The sequence below is a fragment of the Brevundimonas sp. Soil_N_31 genome (assembly GCF_057655995.1).
In genome coordinates, this window is sequence record NZ_JBDGLE010000001.1 from 104,872 (window position 1) to 116,564 (window position 11,693).

The window sequence follows — 11,693 nt, forward strand, 5'->3', positions numbered from 1 at the left end:
GCGGCTAAATCGTGCCAAAAGCAGAGCCGTGGCGCAACAGCGCTCTTCTAGACGGCGCGTACGGTCGTGCGACGGCGCGCGGCCTGGCTGACGACCTCGACGCGAGCGATCGCGCCCTTGCCGATCAGCGTATCGGCCGAGCGGATCAGGCTGGCGCTCAGAGCCTGGGCGTCCAACTGGTTCCAGGCATCGGCCAGGACGAAGGGCGTGCGGTGCCCGGCGCGGACCAGGGCGTCGCGCAGATAGGGCTCCTTGGCCTTAACCGCATCCAGGGCATGGCCTTCACCCAGATGCAGCTTCAGCACCACGAAGATGTAGTTCCGGACCCGGCCGCCCACGATGATCGGCAGACCGACGCCGGTCAGGTTGATGCTCGCCGGCTGAGCGGGCGTCTCCGCCGATGGCGAGGCTGCTGCGGCCGCCCCCGGCAGGGCGGCGCCGGCGACGGCGAGGATCAGGGCGCGGCGGTTCATGGCGGCAGTCTGGCCCTATCCCGTTAGGATTCCGTTGCCCTCAGCCGTGGGTCCAGCCCATGCGGGTTGGGGTGATGGTCTGGCCCAGATAGCGCGGGGACAGCCCCCTGCCCTCGGCCACCCGGCCGACGCAGGTCAGACGCAGATGGCGGCGCTCGGCCTCGCGGCGCAGGGCGTTTTCGGCGCCCGCCGGGACGGTCAGCAGAATCTCATAGTCATCGCCGCCGCTGGCCAGCAGCTCCAGCGCCGCCTGCGGATCGACGCGCCCCTCGAACCAGGCCTGCGCCGCCGCCGACATGGGCAGCCGCTCCAGGTCGATCTCGAGGCTGACGCCGCTGGCCTCGGCGATGTGAGCGGCGTCGGCCAGAAGGCCGTCGGAGACATCGGCGCTGGCGGTCGCCAGCCCCAGAACGACGGGTGCGAACTCCACGCGCGGCATAGGCGTGCGATAGGCGGCCTCCAGCGCGTCCATGCGCTCGGGCTCCAGGCTCAACGTCGCCTGAGCGGCCTGAAGACCCAGCCAGCCGTCGCCGATCGTGCCGGTGACGAAGACCAGATCGCCCGGCCGCGCCCCGGCCCGGCTGACCGCCGCGCCCGACGGCGCCCAGCCCAGCAGGGTGGCCGAGAAGCTGGCCAGCCCCGGCGTCTTCACCGTGTCGCCACCCAGCAGGGAAATGTCGAAAATGGCCTGATCGCGCCGCAACCCGGCGACGAAGGCCTCGCGCTCGGGCCAGCCGCAGCGTGGGGACCAGTGGCAGGCCAGCAGATAGCCGAACGGCTCAGCCCCCTTGGCGGCCAGGTCGGACAGGTTCACGCGCAAAAGCTTCTGCGCCACCGTGTCCAGCGGGTCGTCGGGCAGAAAGTGGACGCCCTCGACGATCGCATCCTTGGTCAGGATGAGGTCGTGTCCCGGACGCGAGGGCAGCGCGGCCACATCGTCGGCCAGCCCCCGCGCCCATTCCGGGTGCGCCAGCGGCTTCAGCAGCCGCTGGATGGTCTCGAATTCGCCTGCGACGTCAATCGCGGGCATCACGCGCCACGCCGTCGAGCGCCGCGTTCACGAACTTCGCCTCCGCATCGTCGAAGAAGGCCTTGGCCAGCTCGACGTATTCGTCGATCACGATTTCACGCGGCACGTCAGGCTTGTGCTTCAGCTCCCATGCGCCGCAACGCAGCAGGGCGCGCAGGGTCGCGTCCAGACGCTCCAGCCGCCAGTTGGAGGCCAGGCGCGCCTTGACCGCCTCGTCCACCGCGCGCTGGTCCTCGACCACGCCATGAACCACGGCGGCGAACCAGTCCTCGTCCGCCTCGGCCAGAGGGGCGCCGTCGATGTCGGCGTCGAAGCGGTGATTGCGGAACTCGCGCACGACGCTGTCGACGCCCTCGCCCGCCAGCTCCATCTGATACAGGGCCTGAACGGCGGCCAGGCGGGCGACCGTGCGGGCGCGACGTTGACGGCTGGTCAGTTGCGGCTCAGCGCGGGCTTTATCGGCCTCGGCCAGCTGAGCCATGACTTCGGCGACGGTCGCCGGGGTGGTGTTGGTCGGTTCGCTCACGAAGCCAGTCCTCCGCGCAGACGCTTGCGGATGGCGATCAGGTCCAGGCAGGCGCGGGCCGCGAAGCCGCCCTTGTCGCCCTCGCTGAGGCGGGCGCGGGCCCAGGCCTGATCCTCGTCCTCGGTCGTCAGGATGCCGTTGCCGATGGCCAGGCCCTTGAGGCCCAGTTGGGTGATGCCGGCGGCCGACTGATCCGAGACGATCTCAAAATGATAGGTCTCGCCGCGGATGATGCAGCCCAGGGCGACATAGCCGTCATAGCGCGGCGCGGTCGGATAGCGTCCGGCCTCCTCGGCCATGGCGATCACGGTCGGCACTTCCAGGGCGCCGGGTACGGTCACGACGTCATACTGAACGCCTTGCGCGCGCAGGGCGTCCTTCGCCCCTTCCAGAAGGGCGTCGGCCAGTTCGTCGTAGAAGCGCGCCTCGACGATGAGGACGCGAGTGGGGTCGTTCAAGATTGGTCTTCTCCGTCCATGTCGCGCCAGCCGACGATGCGCAGGCCGTAGCCTTCCAGCGCCGTCGGATTGGGTCGCGTCGAACTCATCACGATCATGTCTTTGACGCCGAGGTCGAGCAGAATCTGCGCCCCGACGCCATAGGCTTTCAGCGAACGATCCACGGCGGCGGGCTTGGCGACGCCGCCCAGCCGCTCAGCCAGACCATGCAGGTCGGGATCGCGCAGGAAGACGACGACGCCCGGCCCGTCCTGGGCCGCCAGCGCCTGCATCGCCTTCGGAATATAGTCCTGGCGGGCCTCGACATGGCCCAGCAGGTCGGCGGCGAAGTCGACCTGGTGCATCCGCACGACGGTCGGCTTGGCCGGGTCGATGTCGCCGCGCACCAGGGCGACATGCTCCGCGCCCTCGATGGTGTTGCGGTACAGGATCAGCTTGAATTCGCCGCCGTGGACGCTTTCGAACGGCGTCTCCATCACGCGCTCGACAAAGCGCTCGGTGCGGCGGCGATAGGCGATCAGGTCGGCGATGGTGCCGATCTTCAGCCCGTGCAGCTGGGCGAAGGCGATCAGGTCGGGCATCCGCGCCATCGTCCCGTCGTCCTTGATGATCTCGCAGATCACCCCGGCCGGGATCAGGCCGGCCATGCGGCTGATGTCGACGGCCGCCTCGGTGTGGCCGGTGCGGACCAGGACGCCGCCGTCGCGCGCGACCAAGGGGAAGATGTGGCCCGGCGAGACGATGTCGTCGGCGGTGCGCGACGGATCGGCCGCCACCTGGACCGTATGGGCGCGATCAGCGGCCGAGATGCCGGTCGTGACGCCTTCCTTGGCCTCGATCGAGATGGTGAAGGCCGTGCCCATGCTCTCGCGGTTCTCGGCGGCCATCGGCGGCAGGCGCAGCTGCTTGGCGCGCTCGGACGTCAGGGCCAGGCAGACCAGGCCCCGCGCATAGCGGATCATGAAGTTGATCTGGTCCGGCGTGGCGAACTGGGCCGGAATGACGATGTCGCCCTCGTTCTCACGATCCTCGGCGTCCACCAGGATGTAGGGGCGGCCGTTGCGGGCGTCCTCGATAATGTCCTCGATCGAGCTGATCGGGCTGTCGGTGTTGTAGACGGCCAGTTTCATCATGCGGTCTCCTGCCACCGCGCGAGGTAACGCGCCAGCATGTCGATCTCCAGATTGACCTTTTCGCCGACCTTCAGGCCGCCGAGGGTGGTCGCATCCCACGTGTGCGGGATGATGTTCACGTCGAAGCGGCGCTCATGCACCCCATTCACCGTCAGGGAAACCCCATCGACCGTGATTGAGCCCTTTGGGGCGATGAATCTGTGCAGGGGCGCCGGCGCCTCGATCACGACGCGGTGCGACCCGCCCTCGGGGGTGATGGACACGACCTCGCCCAGACCGTCGACGTGGCCCGAGACGATATGGCCGCCCAGTTCGTCGCCGAGTTTCGCCGCGCGCTCCAGGTTGACGCGGGCGCCCTCGCTCCAGTCGCCCAGCTTGGTCTTGGACAGGGTCTCGCCCGAGACCTCGACGGCGAACCAGCCCTCCCCCTTCTCCGTAACGGTCAGGCAGCAGCCCGCGTGGCTGATGGAGGCGCCCAGGTCGATGGTCGCCGTGTCCCACACGGTCTCGACCTCATAGCGACGGTCGCGGTTGGTTTCACGGACGCTGCGGACGCGGCCGATGTCGGTGACGATGCCGGTGAACATGAAAGCTCCGGTCCCTTCGGACCCAAAAAACAGAGTCTAATTAGTCTAATTCGTCTGAAATCGCGGCCTGAGGAGGCTTCAGCCGCGGGCGTAGCGTTCCCACAGATCGTCTCCGACAGGCTCGACGCCCAGACGACGGAACTTGGGGGCGTCGGCCAGCTTTGCAAGCGCCAGGGAGGCGATGCAGGGCCGCCCCTCCCCGCCCAGCAGGATCGGCGCGCGGAACCACTCGATCGCGTCCACCGCTCGCGCCTGGATGAAGGAGGCGGCCACGCGGCCCCCGCCCTCGATCAGCAGGGAGCCGATGTTGCGGGCGGCGAGCGCGTCGAGGACGGCGGAAACAGCGGGACGACCGTCATCGGCGGCGACGGCGACGACCTCGGCCTGGCCGATGGGATGGGGTTGGGCTGTTGTGAAGATCAGGGTGTTGCCGGATGCGACCTTGGCCGTCGCGGGGGTCCGCAAGCGGCTGTCGAGGACGACACGCAAGGGATGCGGCCCGGCATGATCAGGAAGGCGCACAGTCAGTTCGGGATCGTCGGCCAGCACCGTCTCGACGCCGACCAGGATGGCGTCATGCGTCGCCCGCAGGCGATGGCCCTGCTGACGCGCCTCCGGCCCGGTGATCCACTGGCTTTCGCCCGTGGCCGTTGCGATGCGGCCGTCCAGCGACGTCGCCAGCTTAAGCGTGACGCGCGGGCGCATCAGTCCTGGCCGGACTTGGTCTCGTCGAAGCCCTCGTCGCCGAGGAATTTGGCGAAATCGCTGGTGTGGCGGAAGTCCTTGTAGACCGAGGCGTAGCGGACGTAGGCGACCTCATCGACCGACTTCAGCGCCTTCATGATGAAGTCGCCGACGATGTGCGACGGGATCTCGGTCTCGCCCAGACTTTCCAGCTGGCGCACGATGCGGCTGACCAGCAGCTCGACCTGATCGGGCTGCACGGGACGTTTCCTCAGTGCGATGCCCAGCGAGCGTTCCAGCTTGTCCCGGTCGAAGGGGGTGCGGCGGCCGTTCCGTTTCAGGATGACCAGTTCGCGCAGCTGCACCCGCTCGAAGGTGGTGAAGCGCCCGTTGCACTGCGGGCAGGACCGACGGCGCCGGATGGCCGCGCCGTCGTCAGACGGGCGGCTGTCCTTCACCTGGGTGTCGGCGTTTCCGCAGAACGGGCACTTCATCCGATGGGCCTCTTAGCGATAGATCGGGAAGCGCGCGGTCAGTTCGCGCACCTGAGCCGCCACGCCTGCGACGACGGCCGGGTCGGCTTCATCGCCGCCGCTCATCGACGAGACGACGTCGGCGATCCAGTGGCCGATCTGCTTGAACTCTTCCTCGCCGAAACCGCGCGTGGTGCCCGCCGGCGTGCCCAGACGGACGCCCGAGGTGACGGTGAAGGGTGCGGTGTCGAACGGCACGCCGTTCTTGTTGCAGGTCATCAGGGCCTTTTCGAGCTCATGCTCGGTGGCCTTGCCGGTCACGCCCTTGGGGCGCAGATCGACCAGCATCAGGTGGCTGTCGGTGCCGCCCGAGACGATGGCCAGACCGCGATCGACCAGAACGGCGGCCAGGGCCTGAGCGTTCTTGACGACCTGCTGGGCGTAGAGCTTGAACTCGGGCTTCAGCGCCTCGCCGAAGGCCACGGCCTTGGCGGCGATGACGTGCTCCAGCGGGCCGCCCTGCAGGCCGGGGAAGACCGCCGAGTTGATCTTCTTGCCCAGGTCCAGGTCGTTGGACAGGATCATGCCGCCGCGCGGACCGCGCAGGGTCTTGTGCGTCGTGGTGGTGACGACGTGGGCGTGCGGGATCGGGTCGGGATAGACGCCGCCGGCGATCAGACCGGCGTAGTGGGCCATGTCGACCATCAGATAGGCGCCGACCGAATCCGCGATCTCGCGGAAGCGCTTGAAGTCGATGTGGCGGCTATAGGCCGAGGCGCCGGCCAGGATCAGCTTGGGCTTCTCTTTCTGGGCCATCTCGGCGACGTGATCATAATCAATCAGATGGTCGTCTTCGTTCACCTTGTAGGTGACGGGACGGAACCACTTGCCCGACTGGTTGGCCGGCGAACCGTGGGTCAGGTGTCCGCCTGCGGCCAGGTCCATGCCCAGGAAGGTGTCGCCCGGCTGCAGCAGGGAGAAGAAGACCGCCTGGTTGGCCTGTGCGCCCGAGTGGGGCTGGACGTTGACGAAGGCGGCGCCGAACAGCTCCTTGGCGCGCTCGCGGGCCAGATCTTCCGTGATGTCGACGAATTCGCAGCCGCCATAGTAGCGACGGCCCGGATAGCCCTCGGCGTATTTGTTGGTCAGGACCGAACCCTGCGCGTCCAGCACCGCCTGAGAGACGATGTTTTCCGAAGCGATCAGCTCAATCTGCTCCTTCTGGCGGCCAAGCTCGCCCTGGATGCCCTTGAAGATCGCCGGATCGGCGTCGGCGAGGCTCTTGGAGAAGTAGGAGTCGTGGGTGAAGGCGGTCACAGGCAGGCATCCCGAAGGCTGAAGGCGGAAACGGCGCTCCCTTCTAGGCCGCGCCGCCGAACACCACAACATCTAGGGGGTGGAAGACGCGGGCATACCGGAGCGCTTCCCGCGCAGGTACGCTATCCGCCCTCCAAACGCCGTCATCCTCGGGCTTGACCCGAGGATCAAGCGAGGGGCGCGCTCACGCCTTCCCACGTCGCGCCGACGGACAATCCGATCCTCGGGTCAAGCCCGAGGATAACGGACGAGAGAGGGTCGGTTCAACGCGTCGCCAGCGCACGCTTCAGTTTGGCGATCGCCACCCGTTCGACCGCACGCGGCTCGGCGGCCGGACCGATGGCGGAGACCTCGACGCCCGTCGCCGTGTGGACGGCGGAGCACTTCACATAGGGGCCGTTGCGAACGAACTCGACGATGACCTCGCCAAGCTCGGGGTCGCGCGTCATGCCGCGACCGGACGACGCGCCACGTTGCAGTGGGACCAGAGCTTGTCCATCGCATCGACCAGCTTGTCGATCATGGCGTCGTCGTGGTCAGGCGAGGGGGTGAAGCGCAGGCGCTCGGTTCCCTTGGGCACGGTCGGATAGTTGATCGGCTGGACGTAGATGCCGTGCTCTTCCAGCAGCATGTCCGAGATCAGCTTGCAGTGGACCGGATTGCCGACGTGAACCGGCACGATGTGGCTGACGCTGGGCAGGACCGGGATGCCCGCCTCGGTCAGGCGGCGTTTCAGGGTGGCCGCGCGTTCCTGATGGGCGTCACGCAGTTCCGGGTGCGCCTTCAGGTGACGGACCGAGGCCAGAGCCCCGGCGGTCAGAGCGGGCGGCAGGCTGGTGGTGAAGATGAAGCCCGAGGCCCAGCTGCGCACCGCGTCCACGATCACGGCGTCGGCGGCGATGTAGCCGCCCATGACGCCGATGGCCTTGCCCATGGTGCATTCGACGATGTCGATGCCGTCCAGCACGCCGTCACGCTCGGCCACGCCCGCGCCGGTCGCGCCGTACAGGCCCACGGCGTGAACTTCGTCCAGATAGGTCAGGGCGCCGTATTTCTTGGCCAGGGCGATGGTGCCGGCGATGTCGGCGATGTCGCCGTCCATCGAATAGACGCTCTCGAAGGCGACCAGCTTGGGCGCATCTGCCGGCGCGGCGGCCAGCAGTTCCTCAAGGTGTTCAAGGTCGTTGTGGCGGAAGATGTGACGCTCGCCGCCGCCGTTGCGGATGCCCGCGATCATAGAGGCGTGGTTCAGCGCGTCCGAAAAGGTGATCAGGCCCGGCAGGATCTTCTGCAGGGTCGACAGCGTCGCCTCATTGGCCACATAGCCCGAGGTGAACAGCAGGGCCGCTTCCTTCTGGTGCCAGCTCGCCAGTTCGGCTTCCAGATCCACAGCCGAACGCGTGGTGCCCGAAATATTGCGCGTGCCCCCTGCCCCGGCGCCGGTGCGTTCGATCTCGGCCTGCATGGCGTCGATCACCACCGGGTGCTGGCCCATGCCCAGGTAGTCGTTGGAGCACCAGACGACGACGTCCTGCTGGGCGCCGTCCTCACGGCGTCGCACCGCCCGAGGAAACTGGCCGCGCACCCGCTTCAGATCGGCGAAGACGCGATAGCGACCCTCGCTGCGGACCTGCTCCACAGAGTTCTGAAAGGCGGACTTATAGTCGAACAAGGCGGCGCTTCTTTCGCTTATGCAGCTTTCGCGGCCTAATTGCGCGCACCGCCCTGTCTTGTCCATGTCAGGAGCCGGACAAAACGTCCCAACCCCTTAATTGATAACGATTCTCAGACTTGCAGCGGCGGCAGCGGCCACGCTTTGCGACGCCAGCGTCCAGGCGTAGTCTGAGGTCATGAACAGACGACATATGATGCAGACGGGACTGGCTGCGCTCGGGGCCGGAACGGCGAGTTGCGCAGCGCCGTCATCCAGCGCTCCGCGTCCTGCTTATGAGATGCCTCTGGAAAGCGCCCCACATCAACGGACCCTGATGCAGTGGCCCGTCAGCGTCGATGTCTATGGCGCCCGCGACCTTGCCGTCGTGCAGGCGAACATCCTGGCTATCGCCAATGCGATCAGCGAGCACGAGCCTGTGGCCATGATGGCGGCGCCCGGCGCGCGCGGTCTGAACCGCGCCAAATTCAGCAGTGCGGTTGAATTCTGGGACATTCCAACCGACGATCTGTGGTGCCGCGACAGCGGCCCGACCTTCGTCAAGGATGCGGCGGGGCAAATGGCTGTCGCCCACATCCGTTTCAACGGTTGGGGCAACAAGCAGCGCCACCGCAACGACGGCCTGATCGCCGAGCGCGTGGCGGCGCGATTGGGCCTGCCGCTGATCGACAGCGGCGTGATCGGCGAACAGGGCGGACTGGAGCACGACGGCGCCGGGACGATGCTGGCCCACGCCAGTTGCTGGGTGAACGACAACCGCAATCCCGGTCTGAGCGCGGATGAAATTGCGGATCGGCTGGGCGCCGCCGTCGGCGCCACGAAGATGATCTGGGCGCCGGGCATCAAGGGCGAGGACATCACCGACTATCATATCGACGCCCTGGCGCGCTTCACGGCGCCGGGACAGGTGCTGATCCAGATCGATGACGAAATTGACCCTGACAACCCCTGGTCGGCCGCCGCTCATGAAACCCTCGGGATCATCCAGCGGGCCACGGATGCGCGCGGGCGTCCTTTGGAGATCGTGCGGCTGCCGGAACCGATCGACATTCGCGGGACGTCGGACGACTTCGTGTCCAGCTACGTCAACTACTACGTCTGCAACGGGGCGGTGATCGCCGCCCAGTTCGGTGATCAGGCCGCGGATGACGAGGCGCGCGACGTGCTGGCGTCCCTTTATCCAGGACGACGAATTGTGCAACTCAACATCGATGCTCTCGGCGCATCGGGCGGCGGCATCCACTGCGCAACGCAGCAGCAGCCGGCCTAGATGATCAGGGCGGCGATCAGTCCTGCCAGACCGACGGTCATGGAGGCGATGTAGAGCCGATAGGTCGTGTGGTAGCGCCGACCGACGTCTTCGCGCACCCGATTGTCGAGCAACCGGGCTAGGGTGACGACCATCAGCGAAATACTGATCAGGATGGTGACGGCGACCAGCCAGTCAGCCGCGTCCTGAAGCACCCGCCCCTCTTCCTCGCTGACTGCCCAATTGGCCATAAAGGCCAGCAGGAAGCCCATGATGATCCCGATCGAGGTCACCATCGGCTGGCGATAGCCGGCGACGTCCTCGTGGTAGAGGGGCGGTTCTTCGGTCATTGCGCCAGGGTGTCGATGCGGCCGCGCAGCATCTGGACCATGGCGGAGAAGTCCTTGCCGCCGTAGCCGAGGCCGTTGAACAGGGCGTAGAGGGCCTCGGCCTGGGCGCCCAACGGCGTCGTAGCGCCGGCCTTGGCGGCGGCGTCCTGGGCCAGTTTCAGATCCTTCAGCATCATGGCGGTGGCGAAGCCGCCTTGGTATTCGCGGTTCGACGGAGCGGTCGGCACCGGGCCCGGCCAGGGGTAGTAGTTGCTGACGCTCCAGCACTGTCCCGAGGACTTGGACGCGATCTCGAAGAAGCGTTCCGGCTCCAGACCCAGCTTCTCGGCCAGGGCGATGGCCTCGCACGTGCCGATCATCGAAATGCCCAGCAGCATGTTGTTGCAGATCTTGGCCGCCTGACCGGCGCCGTGGTCGCCGGCGCGGATGGTGATGCGGCTCATGGGATCGAGCGCCGGTTCGACGCGGGCGAAGTCGGCCTCGTCGCAGCCGACCATGAAGGCCAGCGTCCCGGCGTCGGCGGCGGCGGTGCCGCCCGAAACGGGGGCGTCGGCGAAGGCGTAACCCGCCTCCTTGGCCAGACCCGCGACCTTGCGCGCCGTCTCCACGTCGATGGTTGAGCAATCCAGGAACAGGGCGCTGGAGGGCGCGGCGCCGATGATCTGTTCGGAATAGACACTGAGGACGTGCGGCCCGGCGGGCAACATGGTGATGACCACCTCGGCGTCCTTCACGGCCTCGGCGACCGAAGCGACGGTGCGGCACCCAGCCTCGGCGGCGCGCTCCAGCGCGGCGGGCGACAGGTCGAAGGCGGCCACGTCATGCCCGGCCTTGGCCTGATTGGCGGCCATGCCGCCGCCCATGTTGCCCAGGCCGATGAAGGCGATGCGAGTCATCTGTGCGTTTCCCTTATGGATTTTGGCCGAGGGTTAGCGCCGCCCGTCCCTCTTCGCCAGTCACCAATTTGAGACGAGGTGACTCAGTTCGGTTTGCGGAAGCGATAGACGAACTGGTCGGTCTTGCCCCGGATCGCCTCGTCAAAGACGTTCAGGCTGTGGTCGTCGGCCGGGTTGGCGACGGCCGTGCTCTCGCCGTCGAAGACGAAACCGGCGGCCTCGACCTCGCGGCGCAACTGGGCGCCCTCGATGCGGTGCAGGCTTTCGACCACGGTGTTGGCGGCGCCCGGCGCGGCCTGGTGGTCGATGACGACATAGAGGCCGCCGGGCTTCAGCGCCTTGAAGATGTCGGTGTTCATCTTGGCCACGTCCACGCCGAAACGGGGGATGTGGAAGTCGTGATACTCCTGACTCATGAAGACCAGATCCAGCGGCTGGTCGAAGCTCATGGCGTCCAGGTCGCCGTTGACGCGGCTGACGTTGGAATAGGCGGCGACCAGGGCGTCGGCGCGCGGGTTCTCGCGCTCGGCCGTGCGGTTCGGCACGAAGGCGTAGATGTGGCCGCCTTCGCCCACCACGCGCGCGAACAGGCGGGTGAAATAGCCCGCGCCAGGCCGGATGTCGGCGACACGCTGGCCCGGCTTCACCTGGGCGAAGGCCAGCATTTCGGCCGGATGGCGCAGAGAATCGCGCGCTACCTCGTCCGCCGGACGCAGGGTGTCGGCGACAGCAGCCCGATATGCGGGCGCGGCGGCGTCCTGGGCGAGCGCCGGAGAGCCGCTCAGAAGAACGGCGACGGCGGCGGCGAGCAAATGCGGCTTCATGATGAACTCCATGATGTCTCC

At 67.3% G+C, this 11,693-nt stretch carries 15 protein-coding genes; 1 reads left to right on the forward strand and 14 read right to left on the reverse strand.

From position 1 onward, the window contains the following. Window positions 1–47: 47 nt before the first annotated feature. From AC3A3G_RS00495 to hemA, 11 genes are all read right to left on the reverse strand, one after another. Window positions 48–473, reverse strand: a complete 426-nt coding sequence (locus AC3A3G_RS00495) for a hypothetical protein (protein ID WP_487487277.1) — start codon at window positions 471–473, stop codon at window positions 48–50. 40 nt (window positions 474–513) lie between these two features. After that, window positions 514–1,503 carry a thiamine-phosphate kinase gene (thiL, locus tag AC3A3G_RS00500; protein WP_487487278.1) on the reverse strand — a complete coding sequence of 330 codons (990 nt, stop codon included), beginning with the start codon at window positions 1,501–1,503 and terminating at the stop codon, window positions 514–516. Beyond that, complete coding sequence (gene nusB, locus AC3A3G_RS00505) at window positions 1,490–1,984, reverse strand: transcription antitermination factor NusB (RefSeq protein ID WP_087141445.1); 495 nt, start codon at window positions 1,982–1,984, stop codon at window positions 1,490–1,492. The genes thiL and nusB overlap by 14 nt, the downstream gene beginning before the upstream one ends. A gap of 41 nt (window positions 1,985–2,025) precedes the next feature. Next, window positions 2,026–2,487: a 6,7-dimethyl-8-ribityllumazine synthase gene (gene ribH, locus AC3A3G_RS00510; RefSeq protein ID WP_040345280.1), complete on the reverse strand. Its 462-nt coding sequence runs from the start codon at window positions 2,485–2,487 to the stop codon at window positions 2,026–2,028. After that, a complete protein-coding gene (gene ribB, locus AC3A3G_RS00515) occupies window positions 2,484–3,620 on the reverse strand; it encodes a 3,4-dihydroxy-2-butanone-4-phosphate synthase (RefSeq protein WP_200168484.1) in 1,137 nt (378 codons plus the stop codon). Before ribB ends, ribH begins: the two co-directional genes overlap by 4 nt. Next, window positions 3,617–4,207 (reverse strand): riboflavin synthase, encoded by a 591-nt coding sequence (locus AC3A3G_RS00520; protein WP_368922612.1) that lies wholly within the window; start codon window positions 4,205–4,207, stop codon window positions 3,617–3,619. Before AC3A3G_RS00520 ends, ribB begins: the two co-directional genes overlap by 4 nt. Window positions 4,208–4,285: 78 nt before the next feature. Further along, window positions 4,286–4,912 (reverse strand): RibD family protein, encoded by a 627-nt coding sequence (locus tag AC3A3G_RS00525; RefSeq protein ID WP_487487279.1) that lies wholly within the window; start codon window positions 4,910–4,912, stop codon window positions 4,286–4,288. Then, window positions 4,912–5,385 carry a transcriptional regulator NrdR gene (gene nrdR / locus AC3A3G_RS00530; protein ID WP_003164743.1) on the reverse strand — a complete coding sequence of 158 codons (474 nt, stop codon included), beginning with the start codon at window positions 5,383–5,385 and terminating at the stop codon, window positions 4,912–4,914. The genes AC3A3G_RS00525 and nrdR overlap by 1 nt, the downstream gene beginning before the upstream one ends. A gap of 12 nt (window positions 5,386–5,397) precedes the next feature. Then, window positions 5,398–6,681, reverse strand: coding sequence for a serine hydroxymethyltransferase (glyA, locus tag AC3A3G_RS00535; protein WP_487487280.1), 1,284 nt, complete (start codon window positions 6,679–6,681; stop codon window positions 5,398–5,400). Between the two features lie 263 nt (window positions 6,682–6,944). Next, window positions 6,945–7,130, reverse strand: a complete 186-nt coding sequence (locus AC3A3G_RS00540; protein WP_368922606.1) for a DUF6898 family protein — start codon at window positions 7,128–7,130, stop codon at window positions 6,945–6,947. Next, window positions 7,127–8,353, reverse strand: a complete 1,227-nt coding sequence (hemA, locus tag AC3A3G_RS00545) for a 5-aminolevulinate synthase (RefSeq protein ID WP_487487281.1) — start codon at window positions 8,351–8,353, stop codon at window positions 7,127–7,129. Before hemA ends, AC3A3G_RS00540 begins: the two co-directional genes overlap by 4 nt. 280 nt (window positions 8,354–8,633) lie before the next feature. On the opposite strand from hemA, the gene AC3A3G_RS00550 reads away from it, so the two are divergent. Then, window positions 8,634–9,623 (forward strand): agmatine deiminase family protein, encoded by a 990-nt coding sequence (locus tag AC3A3G_RS00550; RefSeq protein WP_413371582.1) that lies wholly within the window; start codon window positions 8,634–8,636, stop codon window positions 9,621–9,623. On the opposite strand, the gene AC3A3G_RS00555 is transcribed toward AC3A3G_RS00550, so the two are convergent. From AC3A3G_RS00555 to AC3A3G_RS00565, 3 genes are all read right to left on the reverse strand, one after another. Next, window positions 9,620–9,952, reverse strand: a complete 333-nt coding sequence (locus AC3A3G_RS00555) for a hypothetical protein (RefSeq protein WP_125901379.1) — start codon at window positions 9,950–9,952, stop codon at window positions 9,620–9,622. The two genes, AC3A3G_RS00550 and AC3A3G_RS00555, sit on opposite strands and share 4 nt — an antisense overlap. Next, window positions 9,949–10,848, reverse strand: coding sequence for a 3-hydroxyisobutyrate dehydrogenase (mmsB, locus tag AC3A3G_RS00560; protein ID WP_487487282.1), 900 nt, complete (start codon window positions 10,846–10,848; stop codon window positions 9,949–9,951). The genes AC3A3G_RS00555 and mmsB overlap by 4 nt, the downstream gene beginning before the upstream one ends. Before the next feature lie 83 nt (window positions 10,849–10,931). Further along, window positions 10,932–11,684 (reverse strand): class I SAM-dependent methyltransferase, encoded by a 753-nt coding sequence (locus tag AC3A3G_RS00565; protein ID WP_413430704.1) that lies wholly within the window; start codon window positions 11,682–11,684, stop codon window positions 10,932–10,934. Window positions 11,685–11,693 lie beyond the last annotated feature (9 nt).

Bases quoted from the DNA above. Each gene is read 5' to 3' on its own strand.
- AC3A3G_RS00495 (WP_487487277.1), bottom strand. From the start codon at position 473: ATGAACCGCCGCGCCCTGATCCTCGCCGTCGCCGGCGCCGCCCTGCCG.
- thiL (WP_487487278.1), bottom strand. From the start codon at position 1,503: ATGCCCGCGATTGACGTCGCAGGCGAATTCGAGACCATCCAGCGGCTG.
- nusB (WP_087141445.1), bottom strand. From the start codon at position 1,984: ATGGCTCAGCTGGCCGAGGCCGATAAAGCCCGCGCTGAGCCGCAACTG.
- ribB (WP_200168484.1), bottom strand. From the start codon at position 3,620: ATGATGAAACTGGCCGTCTACAACACCGACAGCCCGATCAGCTCGATC.
- AC3A3G_RS00520 (WP_368922612.1), bottom strand. From the start codon at position 4,207: ATGTTCACCGGCATCGTCACCGACATCGGCCGCGTCCGCAGCGTCCGT.
- AC3A3G_RS00525 (WP_487487279.1), bottom strand. From the start codon at position 4,912: ATGCGCCCGCGCGTCACGCTTAAGCTGGCGACGTCGCTGGACGGCCGC.
- nrdR (WP_003164743.1), bottom strand. From the start codon at position 5,385: ATGAAGTGCCCGTTCTGCGGAAACGCCGACACCCAGGTGAAGGACAGC.
- AC3A3G_RS00540 (WP_368922606.1), bottom strand. From the start codon at position 7,130: ATGACGCGCGACCCCGAGCTTGGCGAGGTCATCGTCGAGTTCGTTCGC.
- AC3A3G_RS00550 (WP_413371582.1), top strand. From the start codon at position 8,634: ATGCCTCTGGAAAGCGCCCCACATCAACGGACCCTGATGCAGTGGCCC.
- AC3A3G_RS00555 (WP_125901379.1), bottom strand. From the start codon at position 9,952: ATGACCGAAGAACCGCCCCTCTACCACGAGGACGTCGCCGGCTATCGC.
- mmsB (WP_487487282.1), bottom strand. From the start codon at position 10,848: ATGACTCGCATCGCCTTCATCGGCCTGGGCAACATGGGCGGCGGCATG.
- AC3A3G_RS00565 (WP_413430704.1), bottom strand. From the start codon at position 11,684: ATGGAGTTCATCATGAAGCCGCATTTGCTCGCCGCCGCCGTCGCCGTT.